Annotated in this window: 14 protein-coding genes and 2 pseudogenes; 11 read left to right on the top strand and 5 right to left on the bottom strand. The window is 35.9% G+C overall.

What is annotated here, in order from left to right; translation table 11 throughout:
* Positions 1-833: 833 nt before the first annotated feature.
* Both ppc and KI343_RS06345 read left to right on the top strand, forming a co-directional pair.
* The gene (ppc, locus tag KI343_RS06350; protein WP_212925596.1) at positions 834-3,584 is read left to right on the top strand and encodes a phosphoenolpyruvate carboxylase; all 2,751 of its coding nucleotides are present in this window, start codon (positions 834-836) and stop codon (positions 3,582-3,584) included.
* Positions 3,585-3,946: 362 nt separating this feature from the next.
* Complete coding sequence (locus KI343_RS06345; RefSeq protein ID WP_212925595.1) at positions 3,947-4,738, top strand: uroporphyrinogen-III synthase; 792 nt, start codon at positions 3,947-3,949, stop codon at positions 4,736-4,738.
* Positions 4,739-4,801: 63 nt separating this feature from the next.
* Here the strand turns inward: KI343_RS06345 and KI343_RS06340 are convergent, their stop codons facing one another.
* Together KI343_RS06340 and KI343_RS06335 are read right to left on the bottom strand one after the other, a co-directional pair.
* Positions 4,802-5,002 carry a hypothetical protein gene (locus tag KI343_RS06340; protein ID WP_212925594.1) on the bottom strand — a complete coding sequence of 67 codons (201 nt, stop codon included), beginning with the start codon at positions 5,000-5,002 and terminating at the stop codon, positions 4,802-4,804.
* Positions 5,003-5,344: 342 nt separating this feature from the next.
* Positions 5,345-6,061 carry a dihydropteridine reductase gene (locus tag KI343_RS06335; protein ID WP_212925593.1) on the bottom strand — a complete coding sequence of 239 codons (717 nt, stop codon included), beginning with the start codon at positions 6,059-6,061 and terminating at the stop codon, positions 5,345-5,347.
* 300 nt (positions 6,062-6,361) lie between these two features.
* Between KI343_RS06335 and desA the strand changes: the two genes are divergently transcribed.
* The 4 genes from desA to KI343_RS06315 all read left to right on the top strand — a co-directional run bounded on the left by desA (position 6,362) and on the right by KI343_RS06315 (position 9,766).
* Positions 6,362-7,411: a Delta(5) desaturase DesA gene (gene desA / locus KI343_RS06330; RefSeq protein ID WP_212925592.1), complete on the top strand. Its 1,050-nt coding sequence runs from the start codon at positions 6,362-6,364 to the stop codon at positions 7,409-7,411.
* A gap of 99 nt (positions 7,412-7,510) precedes the next feature.
* Positions 7,511-8,635, top strand: a complete 1,125-nt coding sequence (locus KI343_RS06325) for a sensor histidine kinase (RefSeq protein WP_212925591.1) — start codon at positions 7,511-7,513, stop codon at positions 8,633-8,635.
* 2 nt (positions 8,636-8,637) lie between these two features.
* Complete coding sequence (locus KI343_RS06320; RefSeq protein ID WP_212925590.1) at positions 8,638-9,237, top strand: response regulator transcription factor; 600 nt, start codon at positions 8,638-8,640, stop codon at positions 9,235-9,237.
* A gap of 367 nt (positions 9,238-9,604) precedes the next feature.
* Positions 9,605-9,766, top strand: a complete 162-nt coding sequence (locus KI343_RS06315; protein WP_212925589.1) for a hypothetical protein — start codon at positions 9,605-9,607, stop codon at positions 9,764-9,766.
* Positions 9,767-10,117: 351 nt separating this feature from the next.
* Here KI343_RS06315 and KI343_RS06310 read toward each other — a convergent pair whose 3' ends face one another.
* Entirely contained in the window at positions 10,118-11,008 is an 891-nt protein-coding gene (locus tag KI343_RS06310; RefSeq protein WP_212925588.1) for an aminoglycoside phosphotransferase family protein, read from the bottom strand.
* Between the two features lie 116 nt (positions 11,009-11,124).
* Between KI343_RS06310 and KI343_RS20535 the strand changes: the two are divergent.
* Positions 11,125-11,381: pseudogene (locus KI343_RS20535) on the top strand (aminopeptidase).
* A 223-nt stretch (positions 11,382-11,604) separates the two neighbouring features.
* On the opposite strand, the gene KI343_RS06300 reads toward KI343_RS20535, so the two are convergent.
* Positions 11,605-12,297, bottom strand: coding sequence for a M23 family metallopeptidase (locus KI343_RS06300; RefSeq protein ID WP_212925587.1), 693 nt, complete (start codon positions 12,295-12,297; stop codon positions 11,605-11,607).
* A 482-nt stretch (positions 12,298-12,779) separates the two neighbouring features.
* On the opposite strand from KI343_RS06300, the gene KI343_RS06295 reads away from it, so the two are divergent.
* Positions 12,780-13,877, top strand: a complete 1,098-nt coding sequence (locus KI343_RS06295) for an aminotransferase class V-fold PLP-dependent enzyme (RefSeq protein WP_244856755.1) — start codon at positions 12,780-12,782, stop codon at positions 13,875-13,877.
* Positions 13,878-13,981: 104 nt separating this feature from the next.
* On the opposite strand, the gene KI343_RS06290 is transcribed toward KI343_RS06295, so the two are convergent.
* Positions 13,982-14,851, bottom strand: a complete 870-nt coding sequence (locus KI343_RS06290; protein WP_212925586.1) for a LysR family transcriptional regulator — start codon at positions 14,849-14,851, stop codon at positions 13,982-13,984.
* 289 nt (positions 14,852-15,140) lie between these two features.
* Between KI343_RS06290 and KI343_RS06285 the strand changes: the two are divergent.
* The 3 genes and pseudogenes from KI343_RS06285 (at position 15,141) to KI343_RS06275 (ending at position 18,248) form a co-directional block, all read left to right on the top strand.
* Positions 15,141-16,321 (top strand): annotated as a pseudogene (locus KI343_RS06285) (MFS transporter).
* A 242-nt stretch (positions 16,322-16,563) separates the two neighbouring features.
* The gene (locus tag KI343_RS06280; protein ID WP_212925585.1) at positions 16,564-17,256 is read left to right on the top strand and encodes a response regulator transcription factor; all 693 of its coding nucleotides are present in this window, start codon (positions 16,564-16,566) and stop codon (positions 17,254-17,256) included.
* Positions 17,253-18,248, top strand: coding sequence for a sensor histidine kinase (locus KI343_RS06275; RefSeq protein ID WP_212925584.1), 996 nt, complete (start codon positions 17,253-17,255; stop codon positions 18,246-18,248). The genes KI343_RS06280 and KI343_RS06275 overlap by 4 nt, the downstream gene beginning before the upstream one ends.
* Positions 18,249-18,332: the final 84 nt, after the last annotated feature.

Here is an 18,332-nt window from a genome sequence, read left to right as displayed (position 1 = left end):
ATATAATCGAATATAGCAAAAGTTAGATGAAATAGTCAAACTTTATGGATGTTAGATGGATGTAGCTAACATGATGAAGAATATATAAAGGGCACTTATATATGGTGCAACCACCTATAATGGATCAGACAACTGTAAACATTGGCGATAGAAGTATAGAAGGAACAAATATCTGCTAATATATTAGAATATCTTTCGGAAATATATTACTAATAAAGGTTCAAAACCAATACTATGATCTTATTAAACTAAATTTGTTATATAATATAAGGGAACTATTGCTTATAAAAGTGCGTTTTTCACGGGAGCGGAACGTTTGTTCTGTTCCGATGTATAATTTATGCGTATATAGATTTCTTTTGTGAAATAAAAAAAGTATCCTGTTCGTTTTGTAGATGATTTTAGGCTATTTATGAAATAATTCATCACAAAGGATTTTGGAGGTTTATGAATTTCATATACAGTTGGATAAAGAGCAAGATGGAAAGCATTTGAAGAACACAAATGATTTTGACATTCGTCCAATAATAGATGAAATTCTTGAATATGCAAAAAAAAAGAAAAATTACAACTATCTGCAATTATTTATCAAACATTTTATTGCAGATAGTAATTCTCGTCCTTATTGCATTTATAATATTTATATATTTTTTGAATGTAAATCGAATTTAATGTGAGTAGAAAGCGATTCAGGACCATTTAGGATCTTCAAGGTTTACCCTAATCATGTTTCATATTCTTATGAAGAGGGAAATAAAGGAGATAAGATTTATTATCGTTTTACAAAAAATGATATGATGGACCTGTGTTAAGTGAAAAAGGGAGGAAGTAGTGTGATAGAAACAACTGATAAAAACGCCTTATTGCGTAATGATGTCAACATGCTTGGAAATATACTAGGGGAAGTTTTGCAGCTGCATGGGGGCAAAGAATTATTTGATAAGGTTGAATCAATTCGTGAAATGGCTAAAAGTATCCGTAAAACATATGATAACGATACATATCATGCCTTAAAAGAGGAAATTAGTAACTTAGAACCGCCATTACGCCAGCAAGTGATTCGTGCTTTTTCTATTTATTTTCATTTAATTAATATGGCAGAGCAAAATCACCGGATTAGACGCAAACGTCAGTACTTACTGGAAGAGCAAGGTAGTCAGCCTTTTTCTATTGAAAGGGCAGTCACTAAAGTAAAAGAGGACAATATTAATAATGAAGTGATTGAAGGAGTTCTCCATGAATTATCTATCGAACTGATCATGACGGCACACCCAACCGAAGCAACAAAGCGAACGGTATTGGAAATACAGAAACGAATTTCGGCTCATTTAAGAAAACTGGACAGTCCGCTGGCTACTGAAAGCGAGAAGGCGGATGTGGAAGAAAGTCTATTTAACGAGGTTACTGCTTTATGGCATACCAATGAACTTCGGCAAAGAAAACCGGAAGTACTGGATGAAGTGAAAAATGGTCTCTATTATTTTGACCAAACGTTATTTGAAACGTTGCCTGATATTTTTCAAGAGTTGGAAAACCAATTACAAGATCAAATTCCAGGTAAAGACTGGCACGTACCGAATTTTATCCACTTCGGATCATGGATTGGGGGAGACCGGGATGGTAACCCGAATGTAACGCCAGAGATTACGTGGAAGACATTGGAAATGCAACGGGAATTGATTTTGAAGAAATATGATGCGTCTATCGTCGAATTGATGAGACGGTTTAGTCAATCAAGCGAGCGCATATCCATCAATCAGCAATTTATTGACAAAGTGGAAAACGAGGAAAATGTTTATTTAGAAGAGAAAGAAAAATGGCATGGCAAGTCCGAAATCTATCGTCGAAAATTTGCCATTATCCTAAAACGCCTGCGTGAAACCGGAAAAACTTCTTATGGTTATGGCGATGCTGAAGAGCTGGTTAACGACCTTAAAGAAATCAAGGACCGTGCCGAGGCACATTTGCCTAAAACTAAAAAACTGAAAGCCATTCGAAAGGTTATTCGACAAGTTGAGCTATTCGGTTTCCATTTAGCGACACTGGATATACGAAATCATAGTGGGGAGCATGAAACAGCTATCCATGAGATTTTAACATCAGCTCGTCTTACAGATGACTATACCGCTCTTTCCGAAGAAGATAAACAGAATTTATTATGCGAGGTACTGAAGGACCCAAGACCTCTGTTGCTTTTTGATGGCGGCTATTCTGAAGAGACGCAAAAGATTTTGAATGTTTTTAGAACGATTAAAAAAGCGCATGAGGAATTTGGCAAACGTGCTATTGAAGTCTACTTAATCAGTATGGCAGAATCACCGAGCGATCTTTTAGAAGTTCTGGTACTCGCTAAAGAAACCGGAATTTATCGGCTGTATCCAGATGGAACAGTGGAAAGTGACCTTGATGTCGCTCCTCTACTGGAGACCATCAATGATTTGATTGCAGGACCGAATATTATGAAGACATTATTTGAAACGGAAATATATCGTAAACAACTAGAAGCACGCGGAGAACATCAGGAAATTATGCTGGGTTATTCGGATGGAAGCAAAGACGGCGGTACCTTAAGTGCAAATTGGAGATTGTTTAAAGCTCAGGAGGAAATCCATAATATGGCAAAGCAATACCATATTCATCTGAAGTTTTTCCATGGTCGTGGTGGATCACTGGGTCGTGGGGGCGGTTCGTTAAGCACCAGTATTCTCTCACAACCAGCGGAAACGTTAGGCGATGGAGTGAAAATCACGGAGCAGGGAGAAGTGCTTTCTTCCAGATACTTACTCGAAGATATTGCTTATCGAAATTTGGAACAAGCGGCTTCTGTCTTATTTACAAGATGTGCTCAGGTTTCAAATACTCCTGATCAAATGGAATTGCGTCAGAAAGAATGGGAACAAGCAATGGAATCTATTTCAGAAAAATCTTTGAAAAAATATCAATCGCTTGTGTTTGGTAATCCAGATTTTCTAACATTTTTCCATCAGGCCACTCCATTGAATGAATTAGGTGCCCTAAATATTGGATCGCGGCCGATGAGCAGGAAGAACAGCCAGCAATTTGAAGATTTGCGGGCTATTCCTTGGGTATTTGCATGGACACAATCCAGATATATGTTACCAGCTTGGTATGCGGCGGGCTCAGGCTTGCAATCTTTTATCGAGGAAGACGATAGTCATTTGGAAATCTTACAAACGATGTATAAAAAATGGCCTTTCTTCCAGTCGATTATCAATAATTTACAAATGGCTCTGATGAAAGCCGATATGAAAACTGCTGAGGAGTATTTGGAGTTAGTTGAAGATTCTGCAATGGCTAAGCAGATATATGAAGACATCATGGATGAATATGAACGGACAAAAGAGGCGTTATTGCAAATTTCTATGAATAAAGAGCTGCTTAGCAACACGCCGAATATACAAGAATCTGTTCACCTTCGTAACCCATACGTCGATCCGCTCAATTTCCTGCAAGTGGATCTCATCCATAAATTAAGAGAAACAGAAAATCCTCCTGAGGACTTAGTGACAGAAGTGTTGCTGACAATCAATGGAGTAGCTGCAGGGTTAATGAATACAGGTTGATAGAGAAGGGACGAGAGTAAAAACCAGTTGGTTATTTTAGATTTTATATAACCAGCTGGTTTTTTATAAAATATTACATATAAATAAACCCTTTCACTATAAAAATCACAGCTATGATTGAAGTGAGGAATCTATGAAGGAAACGGAAGATACGACTGTACGTCAGCTTTTGAATGCTTAACTAAAAATGATAAGCGCTGTTTCTGTTGGTCTGCCAGACTACAATAATCTATTTCCTGCAGTTTACTCACTTTAAAAATTGAACAGGAAGTTATTGTTTTTCGAGTATTTGCTGAATCACCGGAATATTTATAATATAATAAATGAAAGAGTACAAGAAATCATAGAAGAAGGAGAAATATATGAGCGGACTTAATGGAAAGAAAATAGCTGTTGCTGCATCTCGTCAGGCAAAAGCAATTGATGCGCTGATCAATAAACATGGCGGAAAAACAATTCAATTACCAATTCAAGGAGAATATCAGCTTAATGATTCGAATTGTCAGCATGATGTAATAAAGCTGGTTGAAAATCCGTTTGACTTGGTAATATTAACTACTGGAATAGGAGCAGAAACGTTAGAGCAATCTGCGCAGAAACTCCATATCCATACTAGCTTCATAGATAAGCTAAAAAGCTCCACACTCGCAATTCGCGGCAGCAAAACGACAAAGTGGATGAAACAGCATCAACTAACACCAAGCATTCTTTCCGCAGATGGAACAATGGAGAGTTTGCTTGAATCATTACCTCCTGCAAAACAAGGTGAGGAAAAACACATTTATTTGCAGACATATAATGAGGATGACGTGTATTTAAAAAGGAGTCTGGAACAACTTGGGTATGATGTTTATCTATCTAAGCCATATTCTTATAAAGAACCCGATCAACAGATTTTATCGACACTCAAAGAAACAATTATATCTCAAAATGTAGATGTTGTTGTTTTTACCAGTAAAACACAAGTGCGAAACCTATTTATGAAGGATGACAGGGATGAATTGACGGAAGCCTTTAATCAAGGGGTTTTAGCGGCAGCAATAGGTAAGGTCACTGCAGCTGAATTGGAGAAGCATGGCGTCAAAAAAGTATTTCAGCCGATGAAACCAAAAATGGGAGCAATGGTTGTAGAACTAAATAAACAGCTTTCATAGAGTATATAGTAAAAATAAAGAAGGAACAGATTTTAGCAAACCGGTCGCTAAGCTCTTCTGACACTATATGTCTTGCACATCCCCAGAAGAAGTATTACCTGATTCACGCCGAATGACTGGATAGCACAGAAGATTTTGAGCAGGTTCTTCAATTAACTGCGCTCGACTTTCAGGCTGAAGAACTCCAGCTGGTAAATGAAACAGGTGACAATCATGTACAGGACTAATTAATACGGCTGCTGCTGCTCTCCATAAAAAGTTCATAGAAAATGCGCGGACATCAGATTCTTCGGGGAGAGAAAACATAGAGAAAATAATTGGTTCCCGCTTGCTGAAGCCAATTTCATAATTGCTCTTTTTTTAAATACGAAATTCTATATAAGAATTTTAAAATTGTATAATTTGTTAGTTCATTACCTTATCCAATGTGTGATTCCAGCCAAAATATAAGCTTACAAAAAGGGCTGATAGATTCTATTCGAGTTTATCAGCCCTTTTTGTATGTTAGGGAGGCCCCTTTTTATTATCAAGGTTATCTATATTAAAAGTTAATCATTAAAAGCGCCATTAATGGTTTGTATTTAATAAGGAAATATTTTATCCTACTTAAATAGACATGTCATATGATAAAAACTTAGACAGTTGTTGTTCGTGTTTATCGAGCATAATCTGTTCTGGCTTGATGCCCTGGTCACGCAGTACTTCAATGTTTTGCATAAGAAATTCGTCACTGCCGACAACATAGAAGATTCCATCCTTGTCTGCAGCAAGATTTTTCACTTCTTCATAATAATCTTTGCGGTTATCAACGAACTGTGATGTGAATTTTTTGTCAGGTGCAGATTCAAAAATATTAGGGAATAAAAAATCTTTTGATGAATCGATGTTCAAGGAATGAATTTGATTGACATTATCAGCACGTTCGAAATAATCAAGTACAAGCGGTCTGAAAGTTGCCAGGCCTACACCTGATGATAGCAGGTAAACATTTTTATCTTCTCTTTTAAGCGGTACATTCGTATGCGTTTTAAATATCGCAACTTCATTGCCGACTTCAAGATTTCTTAAAATGGTTTTAAACTCAGAGCACTGCTCTTTGATGCGTGTTGTGATGCCGATTAAATTTTCATGCGGCAACGTGGAGATCGACATATGCCGAATCAGGCTGCGATTGGGTTTATCCCCGGCATTAAACCCTTCCAGTGCGAGGTGGATGTGAGAACCTTCTTCCCATGTATAGTTTTCCGGACAATCGAGCAGGTACGTTTTAACCTCCGGCGTTTCTTCAATAATTTGATTTATTTTAGTCCAATATATCTGCATTATATATGCTCCTTACTTATTAATATTTATCGTTACTATCTACTATGCAACAAATAAGAATAATTCTCAATTAAATGGATGGATTATTTTAGATAATTTATGCAGGTAACTTAGTTTATCTCAGTTTAGTTGTCCTGCTTGGTTATTATTTCACTGCCAGTCTATTACCATGAGAGCAGGAGAGCTCACCCTGGAAATATGACAAATGTCATATCAAATTACTGACAACTGCATCTAACATTTCACTGGCCGTTTCTTTATACTGAAATCATAGTAAGTTTTTAAAGGGCGGGGATATAAATGAGCAAACAAAAGCAAGCACAACTTAGAAAAGACGTGATGCCATTTGCAAAATCAAAAACGAAAACGAGTATTGTTCAACTATTAAATACGATTCCTCCATTTTTCATTTTATGGTTCTTAGCTTACCAAAGTTTAGCTATTTCCATTTGGTTAAGCATATTATGCAGCATTGTCGCGGCAGGCTTCATGGTCCGAACATTTATTATTTTTCATGATTGCGCGCATCAATCTTTCTTCAAAAATCCAAAATTAAATAGACTGCTTGGAACCATTACCGGGGTGATTACCCATTTTCCTTTTGAAAAGTGGAAAAGAGAACATGCGATTCATCATGCAACAAGTGGAAATCTAGATCAACGAGGCACCGGTGATATCTGGATTATGACTGTTGAGGAATATGCACAGGCCACGAAATGGGAAAGATTGCAATACCGTTTATATCGCAATCCAATCATTTTATTTGGTTTAGGACCTTTCTCCTTGTTTTTATATAGTAATCGGATCAATCGTAAAGATGCGAGAAAAAAAGAACGAAAGAACACCTATATTATCAATGTCGCATTGATTGTAGCCTATTGTCTGATCGGTTTTTTGCTTGGCTGGCAGGCGCTTGTATTCGTACAGCTGCCGATTGCTTATATCGCTGGTTTATTAGGAATTTGGTTATTCTATGTCCAGCATCAATTTGAAGATTCTTATTTTGAGAATGAGTCAGAATGGGATTATGTGAAGGCAGCAGTAGATGGAAGTTCCTATTATAAGCTGCCAAAATGGTTAGAGTGGATGACAGGGAATATTGGTTATCATCATGTGCATCACTTAGCGCCAAAAGTTCCGAATTACAATTTGGAGCAAGCGCATCGTGAAACACCGCCATTACAGAAGGCAACAACGATTACGTTAAAAACAAGTTTGGAATCAATCAAGTTTCGTCTCTATGATGAAGAGCAAAAGACATTTATTAGCTTTCGGGCAATGAAGCATCGTTTAAATCAAATAAAAAATCGAAGGATAACGACAACGAAGTCAACTCCAACTCGATCTTAAATGTTGTAATCCCCCCTACATGGTTTTAGGGGGTTTCTTTATATAATAAGCGATTTATTTGGTACAATAGCAATAAGCAGGAACATAGGAGGCCAAATCGTGCGGCAATGGTATCATATTTTTCCGAGAAATACAGGATTAAGCTTATATATTTGGGTTATTTTTTGTGTGTTGCCGTTTTACTTTATTTTCCGTTCTACGTCACTTTGGGAAATTAGTGCTGGTGTGTCGCTGACGTTACTTTTCTTTGCGATTTACTGGTTTACGTTCAACTCCCATGAACCGCTTATGTATATAGGGTTAAGTATAGAATTTATTATTAATATCATAATGACGATTCTATACGGATACGTTTATTTTGCTTTATTTACTGCGTTTTTTGTTGGTAATATTCGTGGTAAAGCAGGATTTATTACGATGTATGTGATCCACATGGTGATGATTGTAGGGGGAATTACGGCAGGATTCTTTTTTAATTATTCTTTGTTTTTGAATCAACTGCCGTTTTTGATTACAACTGTGTTAGGGGTTATTCTGATACCAATCAATCGTTATAACCGCTTGAAACAGGAAGAATTAGAAGAACAATTGGAAGATGCCAATCGCAAAATTGCTGAACTTGCTATTGTAGAAGAACGGCACCGGATAGCACGTGATCTACATGATACATTGGGTCAGAAGCTATCAATGATTGGCCTGAAAAGTGAACTCGTTGCAAAGTTATTGGAAAAAGATCCGGTGAAAGCGAGGAAAGAGTTGCAGGATGTGCAAAATACAGCCAGACATGCATTAAAAGAGGTACGGGAAATGGTATCGGATATGAAAACTGTTCGCTTGACAGAAGAGCTTGCCCATGTCGAACAGTTAATGGACACCGCGCAAATTAAGCATAAAATGGTCATGAAAGTAGATCAATCTTCTTTACCATCCTTAATGGAAAGTGTATTAAGTATGTGTTTGAAGGAAGCGGTAACAAATGTTGTAAAGCATAGCCAAGCAAATCACTGTTCTATTGTGTTTTCAGAAACAAAAAAGGAGGTTAGGATGCAGGTAGAGGATAATGGGGTCGGGAAGAATAGTGTTCCTGACTTTGGAAATGGCCTTCAGGGGATGAGGGAACGTCTTTCCTTTATTAATGGGAAATTAGCTGTAACTGCACATTCTGAGGGTTTTAAAGTAGATGTGACGATACCAAAGGTTCTAAGGCAGATGGAGGAGGTTTAAATTTGATTCGGATTGTAATAGCAGAGGATCAACAGTTATTGTTAGGGGCATTAGGTGCACTCTTGGATTTAGAAGCAGATATGGCAGTGGTAGGTAAAGCAGGTAACGGAGAAGAGTTGTTGGCATTAGTCAAACAGGAAAGCCCGGACATTTGCTTGATGGATATTGAGATGCCAGTTATGACTGGTCTGGATGCTGCAGAGTATTTAAGGAATGATCCTTGTAAAATTATTATTCTGACTACCTTTGCAAGACCTGGTTATTTCGAACGGGCTAGAAATGCAGAAGTCGAGGGTTACTTGTTGAAGGATAGTCCAAGTGAGGAATTGGTCCACTCTATCCGTCAAATTATGAAAGGAAAGCGCATCTATTCTTCAGAATTGATTGACCTTGCTTTTGCAGAAGAAAATCCCTTGACCAATCGGGAAATAGAGGTATTGCAATTATTAACAGAAGGAAAAACAACCAAGGCGATTGCTAAAGAATTGTTCTTATCCAATGGTACCGTTCGAAATTATATTTCAATTATCTTGGATAAATTAGAGGTGGATAACCGCATTGAGGCTATAGCGAAAGTGAATGAAAAAGGATGGTTACGTTGAAAGAGAGTGTCATGAAGAGACGAGCAGGCTTCTTTCTAGTCTTGGCACGTCAGGCATGTCAGCGTCTAGATGCACAATAGCCCAGAGCATCCAAGGATCCCTAACTCAAGGATTTAGAATGTACATAGAAGATGTCAACTAGCAGCCCTTTAGTTGACATCTTTTTTAGTTAGAAGGAATGCTATTGATGTTAAAAGTAAAAAAGGAACTTCCGTGATTGGTTACAAGCTGCTTTATTTGATTTCAGATAAGGATGAGGGAATTATATACAAACTTGAAGCGGAAACACTACACCAGTATTTGGAAGTAAATATTGTTAGGCTGTTACAATGTTTTGTACATACTAAAAAATAAGGAGGTGTTAGCAATGAGTAAAAAAAATAAAAACAAGAAACATCAATTATTTGAAGATAACGAGGGCGTTCAAGCAGTACAAAATCAATTGAATGAAAGTTATCAAAGCGGAGTGATTGAGGACCAATTAGAAAACAATAGAGGAATCCACCATTTTAATAATAAGAGCAGATAACACGAAAAGACTTGAGACTGGGATATAACTAGTCAAGATCAACAAAAAATGGTTCTGCTCATCAAGGATGATAGGAACCATTTTTTGTTGGATACGTTTTATTACGAGACATGAAGCAAACAAGAAGACAAATAATCAGTCTTCTTGTTTGCTGTTTAATGCATGATATAAGTTTAGAGGAATTTTAGGTTAGAAAGTTTGTACGAAGTATGGAAACTTGATAATTTCGATAATCTTGAATTTCAAGAAACAGACCTTATTTTAGGTTAATGGTGCAAAGGATATATTAGTTAGTTATTCCGTAGATTTCGAAAATAGAAACTATACGTTTTTCGAAGGCTGATGTTTTACTTAAGTGTTTTTTTCTAATTTGTAATCATTTTCTATTGTATTAATAATTTTATATGATTCTTCTGCGATTGCTTTATTAGAATGTTTATTCCAATTGTAAGTAATTAAAGCCTTCCATAAAGCCCATCCTCTTGCTCTGTTCCAAGTTTCATGGTCCATATTTAACGCAGTTTTGAATATCTTTCTACTATTATCATCAAAAAAAGTCCATGCCATGGCAGCGTCACAAGAAGGGTCTCCTACACCTAAAATTCCGAAATCAATAATGGCACAAAGCTGTCCATTGTTAACTAGAATATTACCAGGTGCTATATCGCCATGAACCCAAACTGGATTTTTTCCCCATTTTGAATCTAATGCAAGGTCCCAAATTTCATTCAATAATGGAGCGTTTAATGTATCTTCATTTTGTTCAATTGCATCTCTAGACTCTTGATCGTAAACGGCTATATCGCCGCCCCTATAGAAATTATGTTGCCCTGCTATAGGACCACCACTAGCATCAATAGATTGGAATTCAATTAAAAATGCTCCCAAATCTCTTGCAAATTGGTTAGGATCATTAATATTTTCTAGAGTCAATGTCTCTCCCTCTAACCATTTGTTTACAGACCACGGGAATGGGTATTCCTCACTAGGGTTCCCTTTTGCTATAGGTGTTGAAATAGGTAAAGAAAGTTCTTTTGATAATTTTGGTAGCCATGTTTGTTCTTTCTCCACTTGGGGAACATAACATTCAGCACTTGGTAACCTTACACTCATATGGTTGCCTAGGTGAAACGTTCTATTGTCATTTCCGCTATTTTTAACAGGCTTGATTTTTAATTTTGACCATTCCGGGAATTGTGTATTTATTAATTTTCTAACTAAATCCTCGTTGATAGTATGCATTTAATACCCCTCTATCGGTTATTTATTAAACACCAAAAAATGACTATTAGTGCCAAATTTACTTAGATGTAAAATCATTAGAATGACCTCCTTAATTTAAATTACATTGGGTAGAAATATTTTCGACTCCTCATAAAAATAAGGTGAATGGCAAAATAGTAGCTACTAAACCGCTGATTTATGGGAGAAGTATCATTGGTGATTTTACCTGATATTTAAAGATAGACGAATCACTGACTGTTATGCTGCCACTGGACAAGGTGTGTTACAAAGTCTTATCGAAATAGATGAGGGTTCATATTATCTAGGTGAAATCGCCTTGGTTTCCTGGCAGCAATCTGTCGTAAGGAGAGTTAAAGGAAGCAGGCCTTAATAAGTTAATGTGACTTTTAGTACGGAAGATATGAAAGTAGCGGACATTCAAGAAGTTGGATCGGAAATCCCGTTTATGAAGGATGGGGATTTTTATTCTAATTTGGTACGCCTTTTAATTCAGTATCTTCCCATATCTTTAAGGGGTTTGATTTCCTACCACCGATGGGATTATCGCATCTACTCCCATTTCAAGCATTTTATCACTCTTCATTAGGTATCCTTTACTTTTTAAATCGTATTCTATCAGTGGCAGAGGGAATTGAATTATATACTGTTTCCCATTCTCCGTTTCGATATATCTCGTATTCTTCAAAAAGACAGGGAATACCTCGGGAGTTTGCAATATCATCGCTATCCATAACTTGAAAGTGTAAATGAGGGAAAGTTGAGTTTCCAGAATGTCCAACATTTCCTATTGGTGTTCCTTTTTCTAATTTATCATGCAGACAAACTTTGACAGAGTTTGTCTGTAAGTGTACAAATGCCATATATACACTATCTGAGCATTTAAGAATTACATAATTACCAGCAATTTTATTGAAATTGTGTTTCCTTTCGTTAAAGAAGAGCGAATTCTTTAATCCGATAAACGAATCTACAAGCCAATGAGCAATTCTTCTTTCACGGTTTCCATCTTCCACGAATACCACTTCCCCATCACATGGAGCATAGATTTTTTCTCCCCAGCAATAGCATTTTCTCAATGGAGCCCCCAATAATAAATAGCGCAAAATACTTACATCATACGACAGCTTAAGAGAATGATTCCAATTCAGTTTTAAGAAATCAAAGGCATATCGCAATCCCATTCTATTTGTTCCATGGCTGGGAACTTTCATAGCTGGCGTAGTAGGGGCGTTCCATTCGCCTCTTAATGGAAATTCAATAACTAATGGTTTCTGATTATTATGCATTTCTTATCTCCTCAGGTTTGTAAAAAACTTTTCTCAATTCATTTCTATACTATCAGATCAAGTAATAAATATATTATGATAAAGGTTAATATTAAAAACAAAATAAAATGCAGACCAAACGATTTCTTTTTCACTAAATCAATTAGTTTTGTTGCATAAGCCAGAGCCAAGATGATTAATAGTATTAACCAAAAATATTCGGTCATAAAACTGGGATAAAAGAATAGGGATATAAAACCAATTATCGCTAGTAACATAGCCGAATAATCAAAAATAGTCCTGTTTTTAGTTTTTTTAGTATCATCCAAGTTTAAAATTCACCTCACTTCTAAGATTTCAAAAGTTTAACTAGATTGATAACGCTAACAATATACAGTATACATGAAACTAAAGAAATAGGGGAAAGAAAAATTACTTAATAAACTGTAATAAAGGCGAGAAAAATAACAATAGATCATAAAATTACCTCTAGGAGAAGGGTGTTGTATTATTTGAATCAAGCGATATTATCTCAATTTCCAACCATCAAAAAACTGAATTATTTAGCGAGTTGCTCACAAGGTTTATTGCCTATAAATGCTTCTGAAGCAGTGACGGCATACCAGGAACAATTGTTTTATCATGGATCAAATTGGGAGTTGGCAATGGAAATGGTAGAAAAAGCAAGGGGATCCTTTGCTAAATTGATTGGTGCTGAGTCAGAAGATATAGCTGTTGTTTCTTCTGTATCACATGCTATTTCAGCTATAGTAACTGCATTTCCAGAATCAACAGTTAGAGACGAGATAATTTATACAGATTATGATTTTCCTACAGTTTCAGATATATTGGCAGCACAACCGCAGTTTACAGGCAATGTCCACGTTATTCATGCAGGAAAAGCAGGTCTAACCTTGGAAGCGTTTGAAAAATATATTAATGAAAAAACTTTACTCACTATGATTCCGCATGTTCATTATACAAGTGGGTTTAAGATTGATGTGCAAGCAGTAGCAGAAATTGCGCATCAAAATGGGTCATTCCTATTTGTGGATGCTTATCAATCCGCAGGTCATTGTCCTATTAACGTTAAAGAAATGGAAATTGATTTTTTAGCAACAGGGACAAGAAAATACTTACTAGGGATACCTGGTATTGCCTTTTTATATATTAATAAAAAAGTTATCGATCAACTTCAACCTCGTATAACTGGTTGGCTGGGAACTGGGAAGAAAGATGCTCGAAAATTTGATTCGGGTACACCTTCTTTTATCAGTGCATATGTGGCGAAAGCATCTTTGGATTTCATTCAATCTATAGGTGTGACAAATATTGCGTCTTATTTAGAGGATTTAGGTAACTTTTCCATAAAGTATGGTCAGGAGAAAGGATTAAGAATATATGGACCAGCGCAAATGGAACAAAGGTCAAGCTTAATTTCATTTATCCATCCTCAAGCTCCGGGTATTGTTAAAGAACTAAGAGAAAAACATATCGTTCTTACTGCAAAAGAAAATATAATCAGGCTTGCTCCGCATGTATACAATACGAAACAAGATATAATGGATGCCATAGATGAATTTGTACTCTTAACGAATTAATCAACTAGCAAATTGTCATTATGAAACATTTAAACACTAATTCACTAAAACGAAGAGAAGCTTTCTTAAACTTTATTTTAGGGAAGCTTCTTTTTGTTTATCTTTCAATTAAAAACATCCTTTGCTACATGAAGGAACTCCTTTACTGCAGGTGAGGCATTCTCAATAGATTGGCAAGCAAGTGTAACCTCACGTGTATTTTTAATATTCAAGTTGCTGATTTTTATATTTTGCTGTGTCTTTAAGAATAATTCTGGACCAATCGTAATGCCAAGACCTTCTTGTACCATATTAGCGATCGTTGTACAATCATGCACTTCAAATCGGATAGGAGGTTTTATTTGTGCTTCTTCAAATAACTCTTCTACATGAGATTGGTACATTCCTGTTGGCATAATAAAAGACTGGTCTATTAAATCATTCATATCCACTATTTCTTTTGACTGAAATGGGTGTTCTGGATAATAAGCTACTACCATGTTGTCTTTGATAAGCGGGATAAAATCAAAATCGAGATTCGTTTTTCCTTTTACAACAAATCCGATATCGATAATTCCAGAGTTCAACCATTCCGTAATTTCTTCATAAGTTCCTTCGTAAAAAGTAAATTCTATTTTAGGATGTTTTTTCTGAAATTTGGCAAGCAATTTTGGTAATAAGCAGGGAGAAGCACTTGCAAATGTACCAACACGAATCATTCCAGTTTCTAAGTTGTTTTCTAACGCAATTTCTTGATGAATACTATCCATTCTTTTCAATATTTCCCGTATATGAGGAAGAACTTTTTGCCCAATTTCTGTAAGATCTATACCTTTTTTACGGTCACGAATTAACAAAGGAGCGCCCAATTCAGATTCCAGACTAGCTACAGCATGGCTCACTGCTGATTGTGTCATATTTAATTTTTCTGCAGTTGCTGTAAAGCTCCCCAACTCCACTACTTTTGCAATGATTTCAAAACGAACAATACTCATGAGTTTTTACTCATCCCCCTCATTAAAAAATCGAGTTTTACTTATGTTACCACGGGACTTACAATAAAGTGAAACTTTAATCAGTGGGATTTTCTTTGATTTTCCACTGATTGTTAGTTGAACCAATCGGGCCGTTACTGGCTGTTTGATCTCCCACTTAGAATTTTGGATCTTTTTCTATTCTTGATATGGGAGTCTTACAAAAGCTCTTCGGTGGGGTGAGTAATCGAAGTCCCAGCCAGTTACACTGCGAAAAAAACAATGTTCAAATAAGGGGGAAGCATACAAAATGAAAAACAAGAAGAATCAATTTACGATTATACTTTTAGCTCTGGGGGCTTTTGTAACAGGAACAGGAGAGTTTGTTGTTTCTGGAATATTAGAACTGATTACTTTTGATTTGGGCGTTTCTATATCAACAGCCGGTCAGTTAATTACAATTTATTCTCTATCTTACGCCATTGGAGCCTTGTTATTGGTCATGTTAACGTCTAAATTTGACCGTAAAAAAGTACTTTTATATTCCATCTTTACGGTTATTTCAGGAAATCTGGTTGCGTTTTTCAGCTATAATTTTATCGTCCTTATGTTAGCCAGAGTCATTCAGGCAATGAGTGGAGGACTATTTATTGTCGTAGCGACCAATTATGCGGCTCAAATTGCGGCTCCTGAAAGAAAGGGCAATACCATGGCAACGGTTCTTACTGGTTTTACGATTCCCTTGGTACTTGGCGTGCCAATAGGAACATTTTTAGCCGGATATGTTAATTGGCGTTACGTTTTCCTTATCATTGCACTTGGTACAGTTCTTCTATTAGCAGGACTTTACAAACTGTTGCCAGCTATAGAAGGAAACCAGCCACTGCCATTTAAGCAGCAGTTGCACATTATTAAAGACAAGCGGGTTCTTACCGGATTAATGACCACAATTTTTTGGATTTTAGGATATACCATGGTGTTTGCTTACATTACTCCATTATTAAGTAATACAGCTGGTTTTTCTATAAGAATGACAAGTATCGCCTTATTTGTTTTAGGCACTTTTGCTTTTATTGGCTCACGTTTTGGAGGATATGCGGTAGACAAGTGGAGACCAAATCGAACTATATCGCTTAGTTTATGTATCCATATTGCTGCTTTATTTGCACTTGCCCTTACACAATATTCAACGATAGGTGTATTTATCACCTTGGCAATTTGGGGAATAGCAACTTGGACGACAACACCGGCAAACCAATTTTATTTAGTTTCACTCAAGCCGCACTCATCTGAAACAGTACTCAGCTTCAATACCTCATTAATGAATGTGGGAATGATGTTTGGCTCTGCTTTAGGAGGAATCATTATTCAGTATATGGATATTGTAACTTAAGCTGGATTGCCGGATTGTTTGTCATAGTTGCACTTATTTTTATTAGACGTTCGCTTTATTTAAATAAAAATATGGGAGATCATCGTGAATTTAGTTAAAAAAATTAATATCTAAATCCGGCTGTTTTTTCAGTTGGTTTTTTCCTTAAACTCTGTCCGCATCCCCATGCTATTTTTCATTAAAATGGGATGGAGATGTATGTTTATCAATCTATGTATTAATGATCACGCCGGCTTGTACAATTTTTGCTTTGTATTTTCGTAATGTTTGTATGTTCAATTAAAAGATGATATAAAATGAACAGTAAACACTTAATGATTTTAAAAAGCTGGGTGATTTCATGTATAAAATATTGATTGTGGAAGATGAAATAGAAATAGCAACCACATTAAAAAGTCATATTGAAAGATATGGATATGAGTGCCATATTGTAGAAGAATTTGAAAAGGTACTTGATGTTTTTCAAGAAATAGAACCACATTTAGTTATCTTGGATATTAATCTCCCTGCTTTTGATGGCTATTATTGGTCACGAAAAATACGGCAGGTATCTACCTGTCCTATTATGATACTGTCTGCCCGAATGAGTGAAATAGACCAGGTATACGGTATTGAAAATGGCGCGGATGATTTTATTATTAAACCTTTTCTTCTAGATGTTGTGCTGGCAAAAATCAATGGTCAGATTCGACGTATTTATGGAGAATATGCAAAAGAGCCAGAATCACGAATTTTAAGAAAAGGAAATACGGCTTTAAATCTAGATATGGTACGTTTATCTACAATGGAAAAAGAGGAAATGTTAACGGTAAAAGAACTCCGGCTCTGTCACATGCTTTTTGAGAATTTCCCTCACGTAGTAACAAGACAACAGCTGCTTTCATCCATTTGGGATGAGGAAGGATTTGTTGAAGAAAATACGCTTACAGTAAATATTAAAAGATTGCGGGAAAAGCTAAAATCCATTCATTCTTCATTAGAAGTAAAGACCATCCGGGGAATTGGCTATCAATTAATGGAGGAAAGTAAATGAAGTTGTTCTTAAAGGACCATTTCAGTTTTATTATATTGTATCTTATTACTTTTATTAGCCTGCCTTTTATTATTAATCAATTAGATGGTTTTGAAAATCATTATGGTTATTTTAGTTTTTTAGCTATTCTTTTATTATTGATTTTCCTTGTAATTCGTTATTTTCGTCGTAAAAAAATGTATACGCGTTTGAAAGAAACAAACTTAGATAGAGATAATTTTCTTATCTATCAGCCTAGTTCTCCAATAGAAAAAGCATATGCTGACCAATTAAAAGTCGTTTCTTCCTTGTTCTTAGAAAAAGAAGAGAAACATCAAGATTATTTACAAGAACAGCAATTGCTCATTTCCCATGCAGTACATCAGATGAAAACCCCTGTTTCAGTGATGCAGCTGCTCGTTCAATCCAATCAAATGAATAACGCCCATTCATTTGAAGCGTGGCAGAAAGTCAAAACGGAATGTGATAAACTTAACTTCTCATTAAATCAGTTATTATCTTATAGCCGCTCTACTAAATTATTATCTGATCTAAAAATTGAAGCGATGCCCCTCAAGAAAATCGTACAAGAGGTTATTAATGATTTAAAAGATTACTTTATTGAAGAAGAAATATTTCCAAAGGTTGTGATACCAGCTGATATTATTCTTTATTCAGACCAGAAATGGATGAAAGTTGTTATTTATCAGCTGTTGAGTAATGCGATTAAATATGGTGAACAACAATCAACAGTTTATGTTCATTATCAAACTGGTCAGTTATCAATTAAAAATAAGGGAGAAACAATCCCTAAAAGTGACATCAATCGCGTATTCGATTTATTTTATACTGGAACAAAAGGAAGAAAAAGAAGAGAAGCAACAGGAATTGGCTTATATTTGGTAAAAAAGATTTTGAACACGCTAAATCATTCTTTTGATTTAACATCTCACCAGCAAGAAACTATTTTCACTATTTACTTATCAGAAAGTATTGGCACGGCTGCCAAATAAGGCAGTCGTTTTGAATGTGTCAATTTTGTCACTTTGCTGTCATGTTTTCAAATGTTAAGTAATGGCAGACTTCCGTATACTAAA

The sequence above is a fragment of the Oceanobacillus sp. J11TS1 genome (assembly GCF_018333215.1).
Lineage (GTDB): Bacteria > Bacillota > Bacilli > Bacillales > Amphibacillaceae > Oceanobacillus.
Note: the sequence above shows the minus strand (reverse complement) of the source record. Positions and strands in the feature narration are given on the sequence as shown.